This is a genomic window from Deinococcus sp. YIM 77859 (assembly GCF_000745175.1).
In the GTDB taxonomy this organism is placed as follows: Bacteria; Deinococcota; Deinococci; order Deinococcales; family Deinococcaceae; genus Deinococcus.
On record NZ_JQNI01000004.1, the window covers coordinates 382,501 to 404,746 of the forward strand.

Here is a 22,246-nt window from a genome sequence, read left to right on the forward strand (position 1 = left end):
CAATCTCGAGTTCACGCTCGAGGTGCTTGATCCGTTCTTCCTGTTCAGAGCGGGCCGCGACACCGCGCCCCGTGACTACGGGGCGTCCTGCGACTTCCTGCACCTCCTGTTGCTTTTTCCAGCGAACGACGTCGTGGGCGGGAACACCGAGGTCGCGGGCGATCTGGGCGCAACTCTTGCCCGTAGATTTAACCAGTCGCATGGCCTCCTGCTTGAACTCGGCGGTGTATTGCTGCCGGGGGGTAGTCATGGCTGTCTCCAGTCTGGATCAACCCGAACTCCCCCTCCACAAAACCCTAACAAGACCATTACCAAGTGCGGCCGTAGTACCTAGTACTAGGTGAACAGGGAGGGATTGTAGCCGATACGGATGGACAGCCGCTCCGTAACACGAATCACCGCCGTCCGGTACGCGGCCTTCCGCGCGTAAAAGCGGGGAGCGGGTGCTGCGAGACTTAGTGACGCCACCACATCACCCAGGTGATTGCGAATCGGGGCGGCGACGGAACAGGCGTCATGACGGTACTCGCCGACGTCGTACGCGAAGCCCTGCGCACGAACCCGCTCCAGTTCGGAGGCCAGTTCGTCGTGCGTCACGATCGTGTTCTCTGTAAAGCGGTTCAGGTGCTGGTTTTCCAAGACCTGCATGGTCCGTTCCGTGGAACTGAAGGCGAGCAGGATTTTGCCATTCGAGCTGCAATGCGGTGGAATGCTGCTCCCAACTTCTGCGATCTGGACGCTTTCGGGCTGCGTTCCCCCCACCCGGGCGACACACACGAGCCGCTTACCATCCAGGGCGGCCAGTTGCACGGTCTCGCCAAATTCCCGCACGAGATCGTGCAGGATCTGCTCGGCAGAATCACGCCAGGGGGTGGTTTGCAGCACGATCCGGCTGAGAGCGAGGGCCCGGTACCCCAGACGGTAGTGCCGGTTGGTTGTACGTTGCAGCAGGCCGATTTCGGCGAGCGAGGCAAGCAGGTGGTGCGCGCTGGGTTTGGGGATGCCCAGCGCGGTGGCCACCTCCGTCACCCCCCACTCCGGCTGTTCGTCCGAGTACAGATCGAGCACCTGTCCGGCCTTTTCCAGCGTTCCCAGCATGCGCTCCTCCAAGATCCGCTCTGTGTTTCATTATATGAAACAGAGGGGTTGTTCACCGGCCGTTCGTTCCACATAGTGAAGGCACACGACAAGCCATACCGCTTGCGCCGGACGAGGCGTCGCCCGTCCACGGCAGCCCTTTCCTAGGAGGAACTATGAAGCGTTTTGCGCCCGGCCTCACCCTGACCGTCCTGCTTGCTGGCCTCGCCGCTGCCCAGAGCACCCCCCGCACTGACCCGCTGAAGGGCAACCCGAGCCTGACCGGCGAAATCACGTACATGACGAACAAGGCCGATGTCATGAAGGGCTGGCTGCCCGCCTTCGAGAAGCTGTACCCGAAGGTGAAGGTGACGCTCGTTCCTGTCGGCGCCTCGGACCTGCGGCAGAAGATCACGACCAGCGCCTCCGCGAACCAGATGCCAGCGGACGTGATGCAGATCGAAGGTGCCGACCTGGAGTTCGTGGTGCGCCGCTTTCCGAACCTGCTGATGGACCTTACCGCGAAGGTGAAGAAGTACCAGGGCGGCTTCTCGAAGGGTCACTGGCAGGGCGGGACCGTCAATAACAAGGTGTACGGCCTCCCACTGGACAACAGCACCACCGCGATGTTCTACCGTGCGGATCTGTTCAAGAAGGCGGGCATCAACCCTGCCACCATCAAGACGTGGGACGACTACATCGCTGCGGGCGTCAAGCTTCAGAAGATGGACCCGGACATTAAGATGACGGCGAGTGACTTTTTCTCCGATGACCTGATGCTACGCACCATGATGCAGCAGGCGACCGGTGGGTATTACTTTAACAAGGATGGGGAGATCACCATCAACTCCGCTGGTGCCCAGAAGGCCCTGGCGACCCTCAAGGAGATGTGGGATAAGAAGATCCTGCTGCAATCCCGAGCGATCGACACGACCGTCGGCTCCTGGAAGGCGAACCGGAGCGCCACGATTCTCGCGCCGGCCTTCATGGCGAACCTGCTGCAAGTCATCGTTCCCGAACAGAAGGGCCTCTGGGGCGTCGCGCCGCTGCCGGGGTTCGGCAAGCCGCAGCCGGCCGACTTCGGCACGACGTACGCGACCGTCGCGCAAGCCAGCAAGAGCAAGGACGTCGCGCTGGCGTTCGTGGAGTGGCTTGCCACCGTCGGCGGCCAACGACGCGGGTTTAACCCGGGCGCGCTGAACGCGTACTTGCCGGGCAGTGACAAACTCAACCTCCGGAACGCTTACTTCGCCACCCCGAACTACGCTTCAGTCTTCATTGCCGGGCAAGGCAAACTGCCGTACCTGCGCTACACCACCGACTCAAACGCCGCGCGCCAGGCGGTAATGACGGCACAAGGTGCTGTTCTCAATGGAGCGCCCGTCGCCGAAACACTTGGCAAGGCTGCACGCGACCTCGCCAACCAGACTGGCCGGGACCTCGCCAAGTAACGCTCGACAGGAACGGGGCCGCTGTCGCAGCGACCTCGTCAACCTAGAGGAGTCCGTCATGACCGACCTGTCCACCACGGCCCGTCCCGCGCTTCGACCAAGACGCCCTCGGCGTTTCAACGCGGCACCGTGGCTGTTCGCATTGCCGGTGCTGGCATTGCTGACGCTGTTCATGCTGCTTCCCATCGCGCAGTCGCTGCTGCTGTCCTTTCAGCGCAACCTGGACGGCGTGGACAAGTTCGTGGGCGTGGCGCAGTACCAGCGTCTCGCGGGTGACGAAGTCTTTCGCACGGCCGCAATCAACACCGCACTGTTTTTCGTGATGCAGGTTCCGCTGACCCTGTCCATCGCGCTCGGCATCGCGTACCTGCTCAACCGCCCCGGCTTTCCCCTCAGTGGGCTCTTTCAAAGCGCGTACTTCCTGCCCACCGTCATGGGCCTCGCCACCGCGGGCATTTTGTTCCGCACACTCCTGAACGAGGACCTCGGCGTGATCAACTTCATGCTGAAGGCCATGGGACTCGCGGGGGTGCCGTGGATCTCGAATCCCTGGTGGGCGAAGGTGTCGATCAGCGGCGTGCTGCTGTGGCGTGCCGTCGGCTTCAACGTCCTGATCTACCTCGCCGCGCTTCAGAGCGTGCCAAAGGAACTGTATGAGGCCGCGGAGATCGACGGGGCGACCAACCCGCAGGTCTTCTGGCACATCACACTGCCGTCCCTGCGTCCGGTGCTGCTGTTCACGGCGATCATGTCGACGCTCGCGACCATCAACCTGTTTGACGAGGTGCAGGTCCTGACGGGCGGCGGGCCAGCAGACGGGACACTCACGCTGGGCCTGTACCTGTACCGCGTCGCCTTCCAGAATTTCGACCACAACTACGGCAGCGCCGTCGCCTGGGTCATTGTCCTCCTGGCCGGACTCGTCGCGTTTGTGCAGGTCCTGGCCGTTCGGAGGAACGCATGAGACGCGAGCGGTTCGGTCCCGCCCAGTGGCTGCTCCTGACCCTGATGGCTCTGGGCGCTCTCGCAGCCCTGTTCCCCTTCGTCTGGATGTTCGCTTCCGCGACCCGTCCGGCCAGCGATGTGCTGGCCCTCCCGCCCCGCTGGAACATCGGGAGTGCGCTGCTGCCCAACCTCCGCACCTTGATTGAGGAGGGCTTCCTACGCGCCGCGTTCAACTCCGTCTTCCTTGCCGCCGTCACCACCCTGCTCACGCTGCTGCTCAGCGCCCTGGGCGGGTACGCCATGACCGGCTTCAAGTCACGGGTCGGGGGGATCCTGTTCGGCATCATCCTGCTCACGCTGTTCGTTCCGGCGCAGGTCACGATCATCCCGGTGTTCAAGCTGCTGGCGGACCTGCACGTACTGGGGACGTACTGGGCGGTCATTCTGCCGGCGATCGCCTCGCCGTTCGCGCTGTTCTACATGCGACAGGGCTTCCTGAGCTTTCCGCAGGAACTCGCGGAGGCCGCCCGCATTGACGGCGCGAACGAATGGCGGGTGTTCTGGCACATCGCGCTACCCGCCGTCCGCCCTACCCTCGCGTCCCTCGCCGTGTTCGTGTTCCTGTTCCAGTGGAACTCCTACTTCTGGCCGCTGGTGGTGCTAAACACGCCGGAAAGCTTCACGCTGCCGCTCTTCCTGAATGCCCTCTCCACACGGAACACCGTGGATTACGGGGCGCTCATGCTCGGCCTGTCGCTGGCCACCCTGCCCGTGCTGCTGTTGTTCGTGTTTGCCCGCAGGCTCTTTACCTCCGCCGTGCTGAGCGGTGCCGTCAAGGGGTAAGGATGGCCCTGCTCGCCTCACACCCCCCCGCTCTCCCCGAGGTCACCCATGACGCTTCCCGACCTGAGTGCATCCCCTTTCTTCCTCGACGATGAGGCGCAGGCCTGGGTCACCCGCACCCGCGACGCCCTGAGTCTGCACGAGAAGCTCGCCCAACTGCTGATCCCGCTGAGTTTTCGCCTGGAACGTGAGGAACTGGACCGCTTCCTGGCACTTGGTGTGGGCGGTATCTCCCGGTTCGCCTCCCTCGACCCTCACGCCCTGCGGGACTCAGCGGAGTATCTGCAAGAACGCAGCCGCGTCCCTCTGCTCCTCAGCACCGACCTCGAAGGCGGCGAACTCGCCTCGGTCGGCGGCCCGGCGGGCACGCCCTACCCCAACCAGATGGCGGTGGCGGCGACGGACGATCCCGCATTCGCCGAGCACTTCGGCCGGGTCCTGGGCCGCGAGGGCCGCGCGGTCGGCTTCAACTGCACGTTCTCCCCGGTCGCGGACCTGGACCTCAATCCCCTGAACCCCATCGTGAATACCCGCTCCTTCGGCAGCGATGCGGCGCGGGTGACAGCCTTTTGCGAGGCGGCCATCCGCGCCTTTCAGGCCGAGGGGGTCGCCGCCTGCGCCAAACACTGGCCCGGGGACGGGATAGACTATCGCAACCAGCACCTCGTCACGAGTGAGAACACGCTGGACCTTCCCGCCTGGGAGGCGAGTTACGGGGCGGTGTACCGGCACCTGATCACCTCGGGCGTGAAGATCGTCATGCCCGGGCACATCACCCTGCCCGCCTACGCCCACGCCAGGGGCCGACCGGACGAGGCGGACCTGCCCGCCACCCTCTCCCCGCTGCTGACGACCACGCTGCTGCGGGACGAGCTGGGCTTTAACGGCGTGGTGGTCTCGGACGCCACCGAGATGGGCGGCTTCACCTCGCAGGGACCACGCGAGAAGCTCGTGCCGCAGGTCATCGCGGCGGGGTGCGACATCCTGCTGTTTCCCACCGACGTGGAGCGCGACCTGGAGTTCCTGTGCCGGGGCGTGCAGGACGGGCGGCTGAGTGAGGCGCGGGTGGAGGAGGCGATCACGCGGGTCCTGGCCCTCAAGGCGTCCCTGGGCCTGCACAAGAGCACGGCCCTGCCGGACCTCGGCACGCTCCGCGCCCCGGACCATCTGGCCTGGGCGGAGGACTGCGCGGCGCGGGCGGTGACCCTGGTGTCTGACACCCAACACCTCCTGCCGCTCGACCCCGCGCGGCACCGCCGCCTGCTGATCATCCGGCAACCCCAGCGCAGGAACGGGCTGGGCTTTCCGCTGCCGGACCTGCGGGTCCCCGAACTGCTGGACGGGATGGGGTTTGAGGTCACGCTCTACACACCTCAGACGCATGTCAGCCCCGACCTCTACGACGCGCTGCTGTACGTGGTCGCGGAGGAGGCGCTGATGGTCACGCCGGACCTGCGGCTGGACTGGGTGGAACTGCATGGCAACCCCTTCCGGGCGATGGAACGGTTCTGGGACGTGCTGCCGACCGCCATCATCTCCCTGGGCACGCCGCACTACGCCCACGACGCGCCGCGCTGCCAGACGCTGGTCAACGCCTACTCGCCGGTCCTGCCCGTGCAGGAGGCGGTGGTGCGTGCCCTCACTGGTCAGCAGCCGTTCCAGGGCGTGAGTCCGGTGGACGCGTGCTCCGCCCTGCGCCCGGTTCGGGAGTGGCACAAGCTCGTGGTGGAGAGATGACCCGCTGGCCGCGGCACCTTTCCACCCTGAGTGTCCTTCACCCCGGCCTGGGGGTGGCGGGAGGTTTTAAGGGCGTCTCCTTCGCGCTGTACGCCAACAGGAACGAACCCGCCACGCCCGCGTTCTTCGAGTGGTTCGAGGCACGCCGTCCAGTCGGGCGGCCCTCCGCCCCTCCCTCCTCCACGTCTCCAGGAGACCGATCGTGACCCAAACCTCGCTACCCACTGAAGAGACTGGTCCAGGCACAGCGTCCATCACCCACCTCCGGGCTGAACGGCGTGACGACGCCCTGGGGGTCGCCTCACCCACGCCGCGGCTCTCCTGGCGGGTCAGGTCGGCCTCGCCCGGCTGGGTGCAGTCCGGGTACGAGATTGAATGCCAGGACGAGCAGGGTACCCACACCTCTGGCCGCATTCCTTCACCCGACGCCGTGCTGGTCCCCTGGCCCTTCGCCCCACTAACTTCCCGGGAGCGGGTGCAAGTGCGGGTCCGGGCCTGGAACACGGAGGAGATGCCCACCGACTGGAGCGTGCCCCTGGCCGTGGAGGCTGGACTGTTCCACTCTGAGGACTGGACGGCCCATTTCGTCACGCCCGAGTTCACGGAAGGACCGGCCCCCCTTTTGCGGCGGGAGTTCGACGTGCGGGGCGGGTTGACGGCCGCGCGGCTGTACATCACAGCGCTAGGCGTGTACGAGGCCCAGCTCAACGGCGAGCGGGTGGGCGATCATGTCCTCGCGCCCGGCTGGACGAGCTACGATCATCGCCTGCGCTACCAGACCTTCGACGTGACCTCGCTGCTACGTGAGGGACGCAACGCCCTGGGCGTGATGCTCGGGAACGGCTGGTATCGCGGGCGGCTCGGCTTCTCGGGCGGGCAGCGCAACATCTACGGCGACCGCCTCGCCCTCCTCGCACAACTCGAACTTCGGTACGCCGATGGGACGGTCGACCGGGTGGTGACTGACGAGGACTGGCGGGCCGCCCGCGGGCCCATCCTTTCCTCGGAGTTGTACGACGGGGAGTGCTACGACGCGCGTCTGGAACCCGTGGAGTGGGCTCAACCCGGATTCGATGACACCGCCTGGCAAGCTGTCCACATCGTCGAGCGGGACCTGAGGACGTTGATCGCCCCCGAGGGTCCTCCCGTCCGTCGCACCGAGCTGGTCGCGCCCACCTCCATCTTCCAGTCACCCTCCGGGAAGACTCTGGTGGACTTCGGGCAGAACCTCGTGGGGTGGGTGCGCTTCACCGTCCGGGGTGAGGCGGGGCAGACCGTCACGCTCCGGCACGCGGAGGTGCTTGAACACGGCGAACTCGGCACCCGGCCCTTGCGGACCGCACAGGCCATGGACCAGTACACCCTGAAAGGTGGGGGAGAGGAGACCTGGGAGCCGCGCTTCACCTTCCACGGCTTCCGCTACGCCGAGATCGAGGGCTGGCCGGGCGATCTCTCGCCGGAGGATGTCACTGCCGTGGTCGTCCACTCCGACCTTGAACGCACCGGCTGGTTCGAGTGCTCCGACCCCCTCGTCAATAAGCTGCACGAAAACGTGGTGTGGGGGATGCGGGGCAACTTCCTGGACATTCCGACCGACTGCCCGCAGCGCGACGAGCGCCTGGGATGGACGGGAGATATTCAGGTGTTCGCGCCCACCGCCTCCTTTCTCTACGACGTGGACGGCTTCCTGACCTCCTGGCTGGGGGACGTGGCCGCCGAGCAGAGTGAGGAGGGCGTGCCGCCCTTCATCGTGCCGAATATTCAGGGCGAGCGGTCGATGGTGCCCGCCGCCGCCTGGACGGACGCCGCGGTTATCGTACCCTGGGTGCTGTACGAGCGGTTCGGCGACCGGGACGTGCTGGCCCGGCAGTTTGCCAGCATGTGCGCCTGGGTGGACTTTCTCGACCGGCACTGCGGCCCGGCCCGCGTGTGGGACCAGGGCTTCCAGTTCGGCGACTGGCTGGACCCCACCGCGCCGCCCGACCAGCCCGGCGCAGCGAAGACCGACGCGGAGATCGTCGCCACGGCGTACTTCGCCCGGTCCGCGGGTCTGGTATCGCAGGCTGCCGCCGTCCTCGGCCAGGAGGACCGCGCCCGGCACTACGCCGCCCTCGCCGCCGAAGTTCGCGCCGCCTTCGCGCGGCGGTACGTCACGCCCGACGGGCGGATGATGAGCGACGCAGTGACGGCCTACACCCTGGCCCTCGCCTTCGACCTGCTGCCGAACGTGGCGCAGCGTGTTCAGGCGGGCGAGCGCCTCGCCAAACTCGTCCGGGACGGCGGCTACCGCATCCTCACCGGCTTTGTCGGGACGCCCCTGATCTGCGACGCGCTCACGGAGGCGGGCCGGGCGGACGCGGCCTACCGCCTCTTGATGCAGCGCGAGAACCCCTCGTGGCTGTACCCCGTGACGATGGGCGCGACGACCATCTGGGAACGCTGGGACTCCATGCTGCCCGATGGCTCCATCAACCCGGGCGAGATGACCTCCTTCAACCACTACGCTCTCGGGGCGGTGGCGGACTGGCTGCACCGCACGGTGGCGGGCCTCGCCCCTGCCGGACCGGGCTACCGGCGGATGACGATTCGGCCCCTCCCCGGGGGCGGCCTCACCTCCGCGTCCGCGCGGCACGTCACGCCCTATGGGGAGGCGAGCGTGGCGTGGACCATCTCGGGGGATACCTTCACGCTGGAGGCCGTCCTCCCGCCGAACACGTCGGCCACGGTGATCCTGCCCGGCGAGGAGGACATGCCGCTGGAGGTCCTGTCTGGTGAGCACCGCTGGGAGCGCCCGTACCGCTCTCCCCAGCGCAGCCTGCCCCCCCTGACCCTCGGCCTGCCGCTGGTCGATCTGTGGGACGACGAGGAGGCCCTGAACGCGGTCCTGGCACTGGCCCAGGAGAAGCACCCCCCGCTCGCCGCTGCCCTGAAGCCGGGCAGTGGCCTGCGGAAGCTCCCCCTGGCCGTGGTCCTGGGCTTCTCGGCAGAGAACAAGACCCTCACGCCGGACGTGCAGGCCATCTTCGACCGGCTCAATCGGGCGCGCGGCCTCATCTCAGCCTGATCCGCCCTCCTGGATGTCCCCATGACTCGAACGACGCTCCCTTCCTGAACCCTCCGAGATGTTCCAGGGGCTCGTGAGTGCCCACCGTCCAGAAGACTGCCTCATTGCCAAGGAGCTGCTATGACTTCCACTTCCCCCGAGACGACCATCCTGCCCGCCACAACCGCGCCTTACGTCCTAGAAGCCGGGGGCGGCACCTCTGGTGTGCTGCTCGGCCAGACCACCCGCATCCTCGTGGGTGGCGCGCAATCGAACGGTTCGCTCGCCGTCGTCGCCGTTCTAGGCCCGAAGGACAACCCCATCCCCTTCCACTCCCACCGGGGGGCGCGCGACACCTTTTTCGTCACCCGCGGTCAGATGCAGCTCTGGGCCGACGGGGAAAGCCGCGTCCTGAACCCCGGCGATTTTGCCTATGTCGCTCCGGGCACCGCACACGCCTACCAGTTTCTGGGCAACTACACCGAGACGGTCGGCGTGATCACCCCTGGCGGCTGGGAGGAGTTCTTCGTGTTCACCTCCAACCCCTACCGGGGTCCGGCCTTCCCCCCGGTCGATACCACCCCGCCTCCATTCGAGCGGCTGGGCCGGGCACAGGAACTGCACGACGTGACGTTCCGCCGCGACCTGACGCCCTTCCCGGCTCAGACGGACCGCCCTGACGACACCCTGCCCGAGGAGGAGCGGTCGTACTTCCTGAAGGCGGATACCGGCGAGAGGCACGTGATGCTGGGGCAGATGTGCACGGTCCTTGCGGGGAGCGCCCAGACGAGTGGGGCACTCGGCATGGCCGTGATCGAGGGGCCGCGAGGAGCACGGATGCCTGCCCACGTCCACCGGGAAACGCACGAGGTGCTGTACGTCCTGAACGGGCGGTTGCGGGTGACACTGGACGGCGCGGAGAGCCTGGTGTACCCCGGGGATAGCGTCAACATCCCCGCCGGGTGCGTTCACAGCTATGGACTGGAGGGCGGCAGCACCCGCTTCCTCTCCATGAACGCGAAGGCGGGGATCGAGGGGCTCTTCGCGGCGGCGGGTGAGCCGTGGGCGTATCCCGTCTTCCCCGACCAGTCGCCCGCCCCAGGGGATCAGCCGGACCTCGCCCGCGCCGAGGAGACCCTCGACATCTCGTTCGTCTCGTGACACCCGGGGGAAGGAGCTGCCGCGCTGAGCTCCGACCCCCGCCATCCCCCTGTTCCCGGCCCCGCACGCCTGCTGCTGGGGCGGCTCTGACCGTTACCCCAGCTCCCCTGAGTCAAGGATACTGCCATGTCCCAATCCCAAAGCTTCACCCCTGCCCACGACCTGATCGCCCGCTTCGGGACGACCTGGAACAAGGGGATCGCCGACGCAACCCTTGCCGCCTACCTCCCGGTGCACCGGGACCAGCCCAACGAGAACATCCGCGTCACCCTCGACCTCCCCTACGGGCCGGATGAACGGCACCGCCTGGACGTGTATCAACCCCGGACGCCGGGTGCCCATCCTGTGGTGCTGTTCTTCCACGGTGGGGGCCTGTGGACGGGGGACAAGACGCTGCCTGAATCGGGCGGCCTGGTGTACGCCAACCTGGGCACCTTCCTCGCCCGGCACGGTTTCGTCGCGGTTCTGGCGAACTACCGTCTGGTGCCCCACGTCCGTTTTCCCGGGGGCGGGGAGGACGTGGCCCGGGTGGTGGGCTGGGCCCACGAGCATGTGGCGGACTACGGGGGCGATCCCCAATGCCTGACTCTCTTCGGGAACTCGGCAGGCGGCGTGCACGTCGCCACCTACCTGTTCGACCAGGCGCGGCAACCCCGGGATGAGGTGGCCGCCGCGGTGCTGTTGTCGGTGCCCTGCACCCTGCCCTATGACGGTCCGCGCGAGCAGGTCACCAAGGCGTACTTCGGGGCGCAGCCCGAGCAGATCGATGCGAATGCTCCCCTCGGCCTGCTGCGGGCGTACCGGGGAGAGACGGTGCCCCTGCTGTTCATGACGGCGGAGTACGATCCGGAGGAGATTGAGCGGCCCAGCGTCAAGTTCCTCTCGGCCTACGGGGAGAAGTTCGGCATGCTGCCGCGCTTTTTCCAGGTGCCCGGACACAACCACCTCTCCACGGTGCTGAGTCTGGGGACCGGTGACGAATCGCTGGCTGACCCGCTGCTGGCCTTCCTCCAGTCCGTTCGGTCGCCTGAACACCCCGCCGCCCGTGCGCTGTCCCTGGTGGAACGCTGCCTGTGACGGGCGCTCAGGCAGGGCAGTTTTGCTCGGGTGAACGGCTCCCGCCTGCATGCCCAGCGGACGGCGGGCGCAAGGGCAGTTCGCTGGAGGAGCGGACAGCCGACCTGCGGGACGTGGAAGGCTCAGAAGTTGAACTTGTCGATGTTGCTCTTGTCAAACACCGTCAAGGGCCCCAGGACGATCACGCCGTCCTTGCCGATGGTGCGCTGGCCGAGCCGCCCGGCGGTGAACTTCTCGCCCGCCTTGCCGCTGATCTGCCCGCTGGCGAGCGCGCCCGCAGCGTAGGCGGCGAGGTAGCCTAGGTCTTCCGGGTTCCACAGGGCGAACGCCTGCACCGTCCCGTCCTTCACGAATTGCCGCATCTGGTTGGGCGTGCCCAGGCCGGTCAGGGCCACCTTGCCCTTATAGGGGCTGCCCGACAGGTAGCGCGCGGCGGCGCTGATGCCGACCGTCGTGGGCGAGATCACGCCCTTGAGATTGGGGTAAGCCTGCATCAGGCCCTGCATCTCGGTAAAGGACTTCTGGTCGTCGTCGTTGCCGTAAGCGATCTTGACCAGCTTCATGTCCTTGTACTGCGGCTTTTTCAGCTCGTCCTGCATAATCTTGATCCAGGCGTTTTGGTTGGTGGCGTTCGGCGTGGCCGACAGGATGGCGATCTCGCCCTTGTTGCCGATTTGCCTTGCGAGGAGCTTCACCTGGTCCCGCGCGATGGTGTCCGCGTCCGCCTGGCTGACGAACAGGTTACGCCCGCCGACCGCCACGTCGCTGTCGTAGGTCACGACCTTTACGCCCTGACTCATGGCACGTTTGAGGTACGGCACCAGCGCATTCGGGTCGCTGGCCGACAGCACGATAGCGTTTTGGCGCTGGGCCAGCAGGGTGTTGATGTAGCTCACCTGGCTGCTTGCGCCCGCGTCCGAGGGCCCCACCTGCTTGCCGACGCCCCCGAACTCCTTGATGGCCGCCTGCCCACCCTTCCAGGCGGTGGTGAAGTAAGGGTTATTAACCTGCTTGGGCAGGAAGGCGATGGTGAGACCCTTCTTGATGGCGGTCTGCGCGCCGGCGACGGCGGCGGCACCGAGGGCAAGGGTCAGGGCGGCGAGCAGGACTTTGCGGTGGTGCATGGCATTCCTCCGGGAGATCAAGGACGGGGGGTGAGCAGGCAGAAGGGGAAGCAGGGCAAACGCACTGGGCTGGAGCAGGCGAAGTCAGGGACTCACGGCGCGCCCCCTTTCGACTGCGTGAGGGCGTTGCGTTTCTGACGCGCTGCCTTCACGCGGGCAGCGAGGTTGGGCCCCAGGACGGAGAGGATCAGCAGCAGGCCGGTGACAATGGTCAGAATCTCGTTTGGGACGTCCGCGAGGGTCAGGGCGTTCTGGATGATGCCGATCAGGAACACGGCGGCAATCACGCCGATCACGCTGCCGCGCCCGCCGAAGATGCTCACGCCGCCCAGCAGCACCGCCGCAATGACCGAGAGTTCCAGGCCGACCGCGTTGTCGGCGCGGGCGCTGGAGAAGCGGAAGGTGTAGATGATGCCTGCGAAGCCACTCATCAGGCCCGAGAGGACGAACAGCAGCAGCTTGGTGCGTTCGACCCGCAACCCCGCGAAGCGTGCCGCGACCTCGTTCGCGCCGATGGCGTACAGCGAGCGCCCGAAGGGGGTGGCATGCAGGACGACGGCGGTGATGACCGCGAGGATGACGAACGCCACGATGGGAATTGGAATCTGCGTGCCGGGCACCAGACCGAAGCCCAGGTTAGTCCAGAAGGGGGGGAAGTCCGCTACCGCCCGGTCCCCCAGCAGCGCGTACGCGAGGCCGCGGTACAGCGCCAGTGTGCCGATGGTGACCGCCAGCGAGGGCAGCCCCAGCCGAGTTACCAGCAGGCCGTTCACGGAGCCGGCGAGTGCGCCCAGCGCCAGCGTGAGCAGGATCGCCAGCGGCATCGGCACGTGCGCGGCCCACAACACGCCCAGCATCGCGCTGCACATGCCCACGATGGACGCGACGGACAGGTCGATCTCCGCGACGATGATGATCAGCGTCATCGTGAGGGAGATCAGGGCGATCTCCACCAGATTCGACGTGAGGTTCGAGAGGTTCGCGCCGGTCAGAAAGGCGTCCGAGAGCCTGGACCCCAGCAGCAGCGCGGCGGCAACGAGGGCGATGATCGTGGCGTCCCAGCCCAGCAGGCTGCGCGCGGGCCTGAGCGGTGTACTCATCGGTGGCTCCTTTCCTGCAGCGCGCGGGCCGCACGGCGGGCAAGAACGATGTCGACGCTGATCGCGAGCAGCAGCAGGGCACCCTGAATGGCCTGCTGCCAGAAGGCGGGAGCGCGCAGCGCGACGAGGGCGCTGCCGATCACGCCCAGCAGCAGGGCGCCGATCCCTGCCCCGGCGATGGTGCCCACGCCGCCCGTGATGGCAACGCCGCCGACCACCGCTGCGGCAATGACCTGGAGTTCCAGTCCAGTCCCTGCCGCCGCATCCACCGTGCCGAAGCGCGCCAGGTACAGCACGCCCGCGAGTCCCGCGATGGCTCCGGAGAGGATGAAGCCCGTCAGGACGCGGCGATCTACGTTGATTCCCGCCAGCCGGGCCGCCTCCACGTTGGAGCCCACTGCGTAGTACTCACGGCCCGAGCGGTACGAGCGCAGGTAGACGCTGAACCCAACCATCACGGCGAGGACGAGCAGCACGAGGTACGGCACGCCCAGGATGCTGCCGCTCGCAAACGCACTGAACGCCGGGGGTAGGTTGCTTGCTGTGATCTGCCCGCCGTGGACGATGGCATAGTCCAGCCCGCGGAACACGTACAACGTTCCGAGGGTCGCGACAAGTGCGGGAACCTTGCCGTACGCGACGAGCAGGCCGTTCACCGCTCCGAGCAGGGCTCCGATGCCCAGCCCCGCAAGGAAGGCCAGCGGGATCGGCATGCCGGGGTTCGCGACGAACAGTGAGCCGGTGAGGAAGGCCGTGAGGCCGAGGATGCTGCTCACGCTGAGGTCCACATGTTTCATCAGCAGCACCAGGGTCTGCCCGACCACGACGAGCACGACAATGGAGACGTTCAGCGCCAGGTCACGCAGGCTCTGCGGGCTCAGAAAACGCGGGTTGATGGCGGCGGTAACCGCGATCAGCGCCAGCAGGATCAGGATCAGGCTGGCCTCGCGGGCGCGAAACAGGCGCGTCAGCAGGTTTGGCGCGACCGCGGGAGGGCTGCCAGGAGAAGAGAGTTCAGTCATGGCGCCCCACCACCCCTTGCGGCCATTGCTGGCTTTTGCCCGGTCACGGTCCCCTGGCCGGTCGCCAGGTACATCACAGCTTCCTCCGACGCCTCATGCCGCGGGAGTTCGCCGACGAGTTCGCCCTCGCGCATCACCAGGATGCGGTCGGCCATCCCCAGCACTTCCGGGAGGTCCGAGGAGATCATCACGACGGCGAGGCCCTCTGCGGCGAGTTCGGCGAGCGTGCGGTGGACCTCCGCCTTGGCACCCACGTCCACCCCTCGGGTCGGCTCGTCCACGATCAGGACGGAAGGACCGGTGGCGAGCCACTTGGCAAGCACCACCTTCTGCTGGTTGCCGCCCGAGAGGGTGCTCACCGGGTCCGTGAGGCGGTGAGCCTTGAGCCGCAGCTTGCTTGTCCAGTCGCTCGCGGTCTGGTATTCCGCCGCTCGGTTCATCAGGAAGCCGCGCCGCAGCCGGTTGAGGATGGCAAGGGTCGCATTGCGCTCGATGGACATGTCCATCACCAGCCCCTGCTGACGGCGGTCCTCCGGGACGAGGCCGATCCCCGCCCTCATCGCGGCGACGGTGTCCCCGGCGGGGATGGCCTGACCCCGCACACGCACCTCCCCGCCATCGCGCGGGTCGATGCCGAAGATCGTGCGGGCGACCTCGCTGCGTCCAGCACCGACGAGTCCGGCGAGGCCGACGATTTCTCCCCGGCGCACGTCGAAGCTTATGTCCCGGAAGACGCCGCGCCGACTCAAGCCGCGCACCTCTAGAACGACTTCACCGGGCGTGACGTTGAGTTTGGGGTACAGCTCACTCACGTCGCGCCCGACCATGCCCCGCACCACGGAGTCGATGGTGTACTTGGAAGCGGGGCCGGAACTCACCCAGCGCCCGTCGCGCATGATCGTGAACCGCTGGCACTCCGCGAAGGCCTCCTCCAGTCGGTGGGTAATAAACAGCACCGCCGCACCCCGCGCCCGCAGCGTGCGGACGACCCGGAAGAGCCGTTCGGTCTCCTGCCCAGTCAGCGCGGCGGTGGGCTCGTCCATGATGAGCACGCGCGCCTGGAAGGAGAGGGCCTTGGCGATCTCCACGATCTGCTGGTCCGCGATGGAGAGGCCGCGCACGGGCCGCGCCGGACCAAGCGGCACGCCGAGTTCCTGGAGAATCTCGCCCACCCGCGCGAGCATGGCGGCCCGGTCGATGCGGCCTCCCCTCAGCGGTTGGCGGCCCATCAGGACGTTCTCGGCGACGGTCAGGTCCGGGAAGAGGGTCGGTTCCTGGTAGATGATGGCGACGCCCGCGTCCCGCGCCTCGGCGGGGTCGTGGAAGATGCGCGGCTGGCCGTTCACGAGCAGTTCGCCGCCGTCAGCGCGGTGGACCCCCGCGAGAATCTTGACCAGGGTGCTCTTGCCCGCCCCGTTCTCGCCGAGCAGGGCGTGCGCCTCGCCGCCGAAGAGTTCCAGGCTGACATCCACGAGCGCCCGCACCGGCCCGAAGCTTTTGCTGGCGTGGTGTAGGGCGAGGATGGGGGCAGCTTCGGTCGGGATCACCTCAGTCAAGGTGAAACACCTCCTCCAGGCGCAGGAAGCCCTCGTCCGGGTTCTTCCCATCAAGGGCCTCGAAGAAGGGGGCTATCTCAGCCTGCCAGCGCACATTGACCTCGCGCCCCTGCATCCCGTCCAGCGCCGCCTGGAAGTCCGGCGTCTCGAAGTAGCCGACGAGCAGGCCGTCGTCACGCAGGAACAGGGAGTAGTTGTGCCAGCCGGCCTCGCGAAGGGCCTGGAGCATGTCGGGCCAGACGTGACGGTGGCGCTTCCGGTATTCCTCCAGGCGGTCGGGGCGGACCTGGAGCAGAAAGCAGACACGTTGGAGAGGGGATGCGTCAGAGGACACGTGAACTCCAGACAGGGGGAGAAACGACAGGAGGAGCGCGGCTCGGTTGTGATCTTTGTCTTTCGCATCTAACACCACCGCTCAAAAAAATGCAAGTCCTTGTAAAGTGGTGTTTGAATGGTGTTAGATTCTGGTATGGTCAGCGACAGCTTCAAGGTGAGCAGCGAGCGCCAGCACCTGATCCTGCGCCGTGCCCTGGCTGAGCGCGTGGTGAGGATCAAGGATCTGGCAACTGAGCTCGGCGTTCACGAGATGACCATCCGGCGCGACCTCGACCAACTGGCGGAACAGGGGTTATTGGAGCGTGTGCACGGCGGGGCCCGCGTTCTGGAGAAGACCAGTGAGGAGATCGCGCACCAGCTGCGTGCCGTGACAAATACCGAGGCCAAGGCTGAGCTGGCCCGCGCCGCTTTGGACCTGATCGAGGACGGTGACGTGGTGGCACTTGACGCCAGCACCACCGCCCTTGCCCTGGCCCGTATCCTGCACGCTCGCCACGTAACAGCCATCATGACAGGGCTCGATGCGGCCAATGCCGTCGCTCAGAACGGCGTGCCGTTCCTGATGGTCGGCGGCAACTTCCACCCACCCGCCCGGTCCTTTGTCGGGGCCTTTTTTATGGATACCATGGCCAAACTCCATCCCGACAAGGTGTTTTTTTCCGCCAAGGCTTTTTCTCCGGCGACCGGCTTCACCGACGCGCACCTGCCCGAAGTTGGTGCCAAGCAGGCTCTGATCCGCTCGGGTGGCACGCGCGTTGCCCTGCTTGACGCCTCTAAGTTCGAACGCCGCGCTCTTGCCACCATTGCCACGCTTGATCAGGTGGACGTGGTCATCACCAACCGTCCGCCCCCCGCCGAAACGCGCGCCGCACTCGACGCTGCCGACATTCGACTTATCGTCACCACGCAGGAGGAGCAGTGAATACGGACGCCCTTTTTCAGGCCCTTGACCGTCAACGCCTCGAGACCCCTTCCTGGGGCTACGGCAACTCCGGCACTCGCTTCAAGACCTTTCCCGCTCCCGGCGCTGCCCGTGACGTGTGGGAAAAAATCGAGGACGCTGCCGAGGTCCACCGCCTCACCGGCATCGCCCCCTCCGTCGCCCTGCACATCCCCTGGGACGAGGTGGAAGACTATGTGGAACTGCGCCGCTTCGCCGAGTCGCACGGGGTGAGCCTCGGGGCGATCAACCCCAATGTCTTTCAGGACGACGCATACAGGTTGGGAAGTATCGCCAACCCCGATGGTCGTGCGCGCGAACAGGCCCTGGCACACCTGCTGGACTGCGTAGAGATCATGCGGCAGACCGGCTCGCGTGACCTCTCGCTATGGTTTGCGGACGGCACGAACTACGCCGGGCAGGACGACCTGCGGGCCAGGAAGCGGCGGGTGCGGGAGGTGCTGCGGCGGGTTCATGACGCCCTGCCCGAGGGAAGCCGGATGCTCGTCGAGTACAAGCTCTTCGAGCCCGCCTTCTACGCGACCGATCTCTTCGATTGGGGCGCGGCCTACGCCCACTGCCTCGCGGTCGGGGAAAAGGCGCAGGTCCTCGTGGACCTGGGGCACCATGCGCAGAGCGTGAACATCGAGCAGATCGTCGCGTTCCTGCTTGACGAGGGGCGGCTGGGCGGCTTCCACTTCAACGCCCGGCGCTACGCGGACGATGACCTGATCGTAGGCACCACCAACCCTTACGAACTCTTCTGTATCTACGCGGAACTCGTGGCGGCCGAGAGAGCGGAGGACAAGCTCACCCGCACGACGGCGCAGAACGTCGCCTACATGATCGACCAGAGCCACAACATCGAGCCCAAGGTCGAGGCCATGCTCTACTCGGTCCTGAACTGCCAGGAGGCTTACGCAAAGGCCCTCCTGATTGACCGCGAGCGCCTCGCCGCCGCCCAGCAGGCGGGGGACGTGCTGGAGGCGCACCGCGTCTTCACGGACGCTTTCCGCACGGATGTCCGCCCCCTGCTCGCCGAGTGGCGCCGCTCGAAGGGGCTGCCCGAGGACCCCGTCGCCGCGCATCGCGCCAGCGGTTACCAGGACAAGGTGGCTGCCGAGCGTGGGACCGCCCCCACGGGTGGAGGCTTTCCCGTCAAGAGCTGAACCCGCCCGAATCCGCCTCTTTTCCCCTTTTCTCGGAGGATCTCATGACCACCGCCCAGCCCAAGACCGTGATCCAGAACCGCTGGAACGACGCCGAAGCTCCGCAGGGAGACGGCCTCGCCTCGCTGACCTACCGCTCCAACCTCCTCGGGGCCGACCGTACGCTCGTCAACATCTACGGCGGCAATACGAGTACCAAGAGCGTCGAGAAGGACCACCTCGGGCGGGACGTGACGGTCCTGTGGGTGAAGGGGTCGGGCTCCGACATCGCCTCCATCACCGAGAAAGGCTTCGCGGGCTTGAAACTGGACGAGGTGTTGCCCCTCTTTGACCGCCCGGGCATGACGGACGAGGAGATGACCGCTTACCTGGAGCGAACGGTCTTCGAGCCGGGCCGCCCCCGACAGAGCATCGAGACGCTGCTGCACGCTTTCGTGCCCGCCAAGCACGTGGACCACACGCACCCGGACGCCATCATCGCCATCGCCTGCACCCCGAACGGGAAAGAGATCATGCGCGAGATCTACGGCGACCGGGCGGCGTGGGTGGACTACATCCGTCCTGGCTTCACGCTGTCCAAGCACATCGGTGAGGCGGTGCGAAACAACCCGGGGCTGGAAGCGGTCGTGATGGGCAAGCACGGGCTGGTCACGTGGGGCGACACCTCTAAGGAGAGTTACGAGAACACCTTGCGGATCATCGGGGAGGCGCAAGCATACCTTGACGCGCACCAGCAGGACCAGCCGTTCGGGGGCGCGCGGGTCCAGAGCCTGCCGGAGGACGAGGCGAATACTCTGCTGGCCGAGATTCTGCCTGTCCTGCGCGGCGCGATGAGGGGCGCGCGGCCGGTGATCCTAAACGTGGACCGCAGCCCGGAAGTGATGGAGTTCGTGAACTCGAATGCGGCGGCGGAACTCTCGCAGGTGGGTGCTGCGTGCCCCGATCACCTCGTCCACACCAAGCGGGTGCCGCTCTTCCTGAACTGGACTCCCGAGCAGGGCCAGGACGCGCTGATCGCTGCCGCCAAGGAAGGCGTGGAGCGGTTCAAGACCGAGTACGCGGCCTACTTCGAGGAGAACAGGGGCGAGGGCGACGTGATGTTCACGCCCAGCCCGCGTGTGGTCCTGATCCCCGGCCTCGGCATGGTGAACAGCGGTCCCGACGCACAGGGGGCGGACGTGTCCCGCCAGCTCTATCTCCGCGCCATTCAGGTCATGAAGAGCGCGAGTGCCCTCGGGGGCTTTGTCAGCCTCACCGCCGCCGAGAGCTATGCCGTCGAATACTGGCCGCTGGAGCTGTACAAGCTCGCTCAGAAACCCGCCCCAAAGGTGCTGGAGGGGCATGTCGCCCTGGTGACGGGGGCGGCGAGCGGCATTGGCCGGGCCATCGCCAGGCGTCTTGCGGCGGACGGAGCCCATGTCGTGATTGCGGACCTCAACGCCGAAGGCGGTCGGCAGGTCGCGGGGGAGATCACGCAGGAGCGCGGCTACCGCCGGGCCACGAGCGTTGGCATGAACGTCACGAGCGAGGAGCAGGTGCAGCAGGCCTACCGGACGGCTGTCCTGAACTACGGCGGCGTAGATATCGTGGTAAACAACGCGGGCATTGCCTCCAGCGCCCCCATTGAGGAGACCAGCCTGGAGATGTGGAACAAGAACCAGAGCATCCTTTCCACGGGATACTTCCTCGTCGCCCGTGAGGCGTTTCGGGTGCTCAAGGCTCAGGGTACCGGCGGCAATCTCGTCTTCATCGGGTCGAAGAATAGCCTCGCCGCCGGGAAGAACGCTGCTGCATACAGCGCCGCGAAGGCCGCCGAGGTTCACCTGGCCCGCTGCCTGGCGGAGGAGGGTGGCCCGTACGGCATCCGCGTCAACTCCGTGTTGCCCGACAGCGTCCTCTCTGGCTCTGCGATCTGGGACAGCAAGTGGCGGGCCGAACGTGCGGAGACGTACGGCATCCGCGAGGACCAGCTCGAGGAGTTCTATCGCCAGCGCAACACACTCAAGGTGAACATCCTCCCTGAGGACATCGCGGAGGCGGCTTTCTTCTTCGCCACGCCCGCGGCCAGCAAGACCACGGGAGGTATCCTCACGGTGGACGGCGGGGTGCCCATCGCCTATGTCCGCTGAGCCCACCCTTGCTCGCACAGCCCGTCACGTTGCCATCGACCTCGGCGCGTCCAGTGGCCGAGTGGCTCTGGGGACCGTCCGGGACGGGAAGCTCGTGGTCGAGGTCCTTCACCGCTTTTCCAACGGTGGTGTGCCGGTGCAGGGTGGGCTCTACTGGGACGTGCTGGGGCTGTGGCGCGAAATCCTGCATGGCCTGCGCCTCGCGGCTGGTCATGGCCCCATCGACAGCGTCGGCGTGGATTCCTGGGCAGTGGACTATGCCCTGCTGGACGAACACGACCTGCTGCTTGACGGCGTGCATCACTACCGCGACCCCCGGACGAACGGCGTGATGGAAGCCCTGGTGGCAGCTGTAGGCCGCGAGACGATCTATGACACGACCGGTATCCAGTTCCTGCCCTTCAACACTGCGTACCAGCTCGCCGCACATGAACGGCAGGCCCCCGGCCTCCTGGGCCGTGCTCGCCGCCTGCTGCTGCTCCCGGATCTGCTGCACTTCTGGCTCTCTGGACGCTCCGTGACCGAGCGAACAAACGCCAGCACCACCCAGCTCTATGACCCTCGCCGGGACGAGTGGGCCTGGCCGCTGCTGCGCGCCTTTGCTCTCCCCGCTGGGCTTTTTCCAGAAATCGTTCCTGCCGGAACGGTGCTGGGCGAAATCAAGCCGGAGATTGCGCGTGAGACGGGGCTGGAAGCAACAAGGGTGATCGCTCCGGCCACCCACGACACTGCGAGCGCTGTGGCGGCGGTCCCCGCGCGAGGGGAGGGCTGGGCCTACGTGTCCAGCGGGACGTGGTTTTTGGTGGGGGTGGAGACGCCCCGGCCAATCATGACCCCTGAGGCGCTGCGGCATAACCTCACGAATGAGGCAGGCGTGGACGGCACCACCCGGCTGCTGAAGAACGTGATGGGCCTATGGATCGTGCAGGAGTGCCGCCGGGCGTGGGGGAATGTGGACTACGCGGAGCTGTACGCAGAGGCGGAAGCCGCGCCTCCCGGCGGCCCGCTGATCGACCCGGACGACCCGCGCTTCCTACCGCCTGGCCCCGATATGCCGGGGCGGGTGCAGCGGTTTTGCGAAGAAACCGGCCAGGCCGTTCCTGGAACGCGGGCGCAGATCGTCCGCTGCATCCTCGAAAGCCTCGCCCTCCGTACGGCACAGGTGCTCGCGCAACTCGAAGCCGTCACTGGACGGGTAATCCACACCGTCCACGTGGTCGGGGGTGGCTCGCAGGTCCACTTCCTGAATGGGCTGATCGCGGAGGCCTGCAATCGCCGGGTGATCGCCGGGCCAGTTGAGGCGACGCTGATCGGAAATCTGCTGGTACAGGCAGAAGCGTGTGGGAGCATTCCCACCGGTCACCGGCGTACTATAGTCCTTGCCTCAGAACCCCTGCACACCTTCGAGCCGGGTACAGGTACACCCTTCCCCCCCGACCGGCTCGCCCTGTTTGCCGGACTAGGTCACCCCCATCCCGTGCAGTCCTGAAGCGGTGAGGAGGCGGTCAGATGAACGCGGGAACGTCCCGGTCTCCC

General features: G+C 66.6%; 17 protein-coding genes and 1 pseudogene (1 of these 18 cut by a window edge). 11 read left to right on the forward strand and 7 right to left on the reverse strand.

The genetic code is table 11. The features are described 5' to 3' along the window. Both EI73_RS16095 and EI73_RS14935 read right to left on the reverse strand, forming a co-directional pair. Positions 1–250: pseudogene (locus EI73_RS16095) on the reverse strand (IS3 family transposase) (it extends 747 nt beyond the left edge of the window). Positions 251–336: 86 nt separating this feature from the next. Further along, positions 337–1,098, reverse strand: a complete 762-nt coding sequence (locus EI73_RS14935; RefSeq protein WP_034388917.1) for an IclR family transcriptional regulator — start codon at positions 1,096–1,098, stop codon at positions 337–339. Positions 1,099–1,253: 155 nt separating this feature from the next. Here EI73_RS14935 and EI73_RS14940 point away from each other — a divergent pair, with 155 nt between their 5' ends. From EI73_RS14940 to EI73_RS14970, 7 genes are all read left to right on the forward strand, one after another. Then, positions 1,254–2,528 carry an ABC transporter substrate-binding protein gene (locus EI73_RS14940; protein WP_034388918.1) on the forward strand — a complete coding sequence of 425 codons (1,275 nt, stop codon included), beginning with the start codon at positions 1,254–1,256 and terminating at the stop codon, positions 2,526–2,528. Positions 2,529–2,586: 58 nt separating this feature from the next. After that, positions 2,587–3,492, forward strand: coding sequence for a carbohydrate ABC transporter permease (locus EI73_RS14945; RefSeq protein WP_197050796.1), 906 nt, complete (start codon positions 2,587–2,589; stop codon positions 3,490–3,492). Continuing rightward, entirely contained in the window at positions 3,489–4,316 is an 828-nt protein-coding gene (locus EI73_RS14950) for a carbohydrate ABC transporter permease (RefSeq protein ID WP_034388919.1), read from the forward strand. Before EI73_RS14945 ends, EI73_RS14950 begins: the two co-directional genes overlap by 4 nt. 48 nt (positions 4,317–4,364) lie before the next feature. After that, positions 4,365–6,053 (forward strand): glycoside hydrolase family 3 protein, encoded by a 1,689-nt coding sequence (locus EI73_RS14955; protein ID WP_051935675.1) that lies wholly within the window; start codon positions 4,365–4,367, stop codon positions 6,051–6,053. A gap of 202 nt (positions 6,054–6,255) precedes the next feature. After that, positions 6,256–9,117 carry a glycoside hydrolase family 78 protein gene (locus tag EI73_RS14960; RefSeq protein ID WP_081909119.1) on the forward strand — a complete coding sequence of 954 codons (2,862 nt, stop codon included), beginning with the start codon at positions 6,256–6,258 and terminating at the stop codon, positions 9,115–9,117. 120 nt (positions 9,118–9,237) lie between these two features. After that, on the forward strand, positions 9,238–10,257 hold the full coding sequence (locus tag EI73_RS14965; RefSeq protein ID WP_034388921.1) for a quercetin 2,3-dioxygenase: 1,020 nt from the start codon (positions 9,238–9,240) through the stop codon (positions 10,255–10,257). Between the two features lie 126 nt (positions 10,258–10,383). After that, positions 10,384–11,334: an alpha/beta hydrolase gene (locus tag EI73_RS14970; protein WP_051935676.1), complete on the forward strand. Its 951-nt coding sequence runs from the start codon at positions 10,384–10,386 to the stop codon at positions 11,332–11,334. A 122-nt stretch (positions 11,335–11,456) separates the two neighbouring features. Here EI73_RS14970 and rhaS read toward each other — a convergent pair whose 3' ends face one another. The 5 genes from rhaS to EI73_RS14995 form a co-directional block, all read right to left on the reverse strand. Continuing rightward, the gene (gene rhaS, locus EI73_RS14975; RefSeq protein ID WP_034388922.1) at positions 11,457–12,458 is read right to left on the reverse strand and encodes a rhamnose ABC transporter substrate-binding protein; all 1,002 of its coding nucleotides are present in this window, start codon (positions 12,456–12,458) and stop codon (positions 11,457–11,459) included. A 92-nt stretch (positions 12,459–12,550) separates the two neighbouring features. Continuing rightward, positions 12,551–13,558: an ABC transporter permease gene (locus tag EI73_RS14980; protein WP_034388924.1), complete on the reverse strand. Its 1,008-nt coding sequence runs from the start codon at positions 13,556–13,558 to the stop codon at positions 12,551–12,553. Further along, entirely contained in the window at positions 13,555–14,580 is a 1,026-nt protein-coding gene (locus EI73_RS14985; protein ID WP_034388925.1) for an ABC transporter permease, read from the reverse strand. The genes EI73_RS14980 and EI73_RS14985 overlap by 4 nt, the downstream gene beginning before the upstream one ends. Then, on the reverse strand, positions 14,577–16,127 hold the full coding sequence (locus EI73_RS14990; protein ID WP_231557383.1) for a sugar ABC transporter ATP-binding protein: 1,551 nt from the start codon (positions 16,125–16,127) through the stop codon (positions 14,577–14,579). The genes EI73_RS14985 and EI73_RS14990 overlap by 4 nt, the downstream gene beginning before the upstream one ends. A 1-nt stretch (position 16,128) precedes the next feature. Continuing rightward, on the reverse strand, positions 16,129–16,470 hold the full coding sequence (locus EI73_RS14995) for an L-rhamnose mutarotase (protein WP_034388929.1): 342 nt from the start codon (positions 16,468–16,470) through the stop codon (positions 16,129–16,131). Between the two features lie 135 nt (positions 16,471–16,605). On the opposite strand from EI73_RS14995, the gene EI73_RS15000 reads away from it, so the two are divergent. The 4 genes from EI73_RS15000 to EI73_RS15015 are packed head-to-tail and all read left to right on the forward strand — an operon-like array spanning position 16,606 to position 22,199. Further along, positions 16,606–17,394, forward strand: coding sequence for a DeoR/GlpR family DNA-binding transcription regulator (locus EI73_RS15000; protein WP_034388930.1), 789 nt, complete (start codon positions 16,606–16,608; stop codon positions 17,392–17,394). Next, positions 17,391–18,581, forward strand: coding sequence for an L-rhamnose isomerase (rhaI, locus tag EI73_RS15005; protein WP_034388932.1), 1,191 nt, complete (start codon positions 17,391–17,393; stop codon positions 18,579–18,581). Before EI73_RS15000 ends, rhaI begins: the two co-directional genes overlap by 4 nt. Positions 18,582–18,625: 44 nt before the next feature. Further along, positions 18,626–20,710: a bifunctional rhamnulose-1-phosphate aldolase/short-chain dehydrogenase gene (locus tag EI73_RS15010; protein WP_051935677.1), complete on the forward strand. Its 2,085-nt coding sequence runs from the start codon at positions 18,626–18,628 to the stop codon at positions 20,708–20,710. Beyond that, on the forward strand, positions 20,700–22,199 hold the full coding sequence (locus EI73_RS15015; protein ID WP_034388934.1) for a rhamnulokinase family protein: 1,500 nt from the start codon (positions 20,700–20,702) through the stop codon (positions 22,197–22,199). Before EI73_RS15010 ends, EI73_RS15015 begins: the two co-directional genes overlap by 11 nt. The last annotated feature ends 47 nt before the right edge of the window (positions 22,200–22,246 follow it).

Bases quoted from the DNA above. Each gene is read 5' to 3' on its own strand.
- EI73_RS14935 (WP_034388917.1), bottom strand. From the start codon at position 1,098: ATGCTGGGAACGCTGGAAAAGGCCGGACAGGTGCTCGATCTGTACTCG.
- EI73_RS14940 (WP_034388918.1), top strand. From the start codon at position 1,254: ATGAAGCGTTTTGCGCCCGGCCTCACCCTGACCGTCCTGCTTGCTGGC.
- EI73_RS14945 (WP_197050796.1), top strand. From the start codon at position 2,587: ATGACCGACCTGTCCACCACGGCCCGTCCCGCGCTTCGACCAAGACGC.
- EI73_RS14950 (WP_034388919.1), top strand. From the start codon at position 3,489: ATGAGACGCGAGCGGTTCGGTCCCGCCCAGTGGCTGCTCCTGACCCTG.
- EI73_RS14955 (WP_051935675.1), top strand. From the start codon at position 4,365: ATGACGCTTCCCGACCTGAGTGCATCCCCTTTCTTCCTCGACGATGAG.
- EI73_RS14965 (WP_034388921.1), top strand. From the start codon at position 9,238: ATGACTTCCACTTCCCCCGAGACGACCATCCTGCCCGCCACAACCGCG.
- EI73_RS14970 (WP_051935676.1), top strand. From the start codon at position 10,384: ATGTCCCAATCCCAAAGCTTCACCCCTGCCCACGACCTGATCGCCCGC.
- rhaS (WP_034388922.1), bottom strand. From the start codon at position 12,458: ATGCACCACCGCAAAGTCCTGCTCGCCGCCCTGACCCTTGCCCTCGGT.
- EI73_RS14980 (WP_034388924.1), bottom strand. From the start codon at position 13,558: ATGAGTACACCGCTCAGGCCCGCGCGCAGCCTGCTGGGCTGGGACGCC.
- EI73_RS14985 (WP_034388925.1), bottom strand. From the start codon at position 14,580: ATGACTGAACTCTCTTCTCCTGGCAGCCCTCCCGCGGTCGCGCCAAAC.
- EI73_RS15000 (WP_034388930.1), top strand. From the start codon at position 16,606: ATGGTCAGCGACAGCTTCAAGGTGAGCAGCGAGCGCCAGCACCTGATC.
- EI73_RS15010 (WP_051935677.1), top strand. From the start codon at position 18,626: ATGACCACCGCCCAGCCCAAGACCGTGATCCAGAACCGCTGGAACGAC.
- EI73_RS15015 (WP_034388934.1), top strand. From the start codon at position 20,700: ATGTCCGCTGAGCCCACCCTTGCTCGCACAGCCCGTCACGTTGCCATC.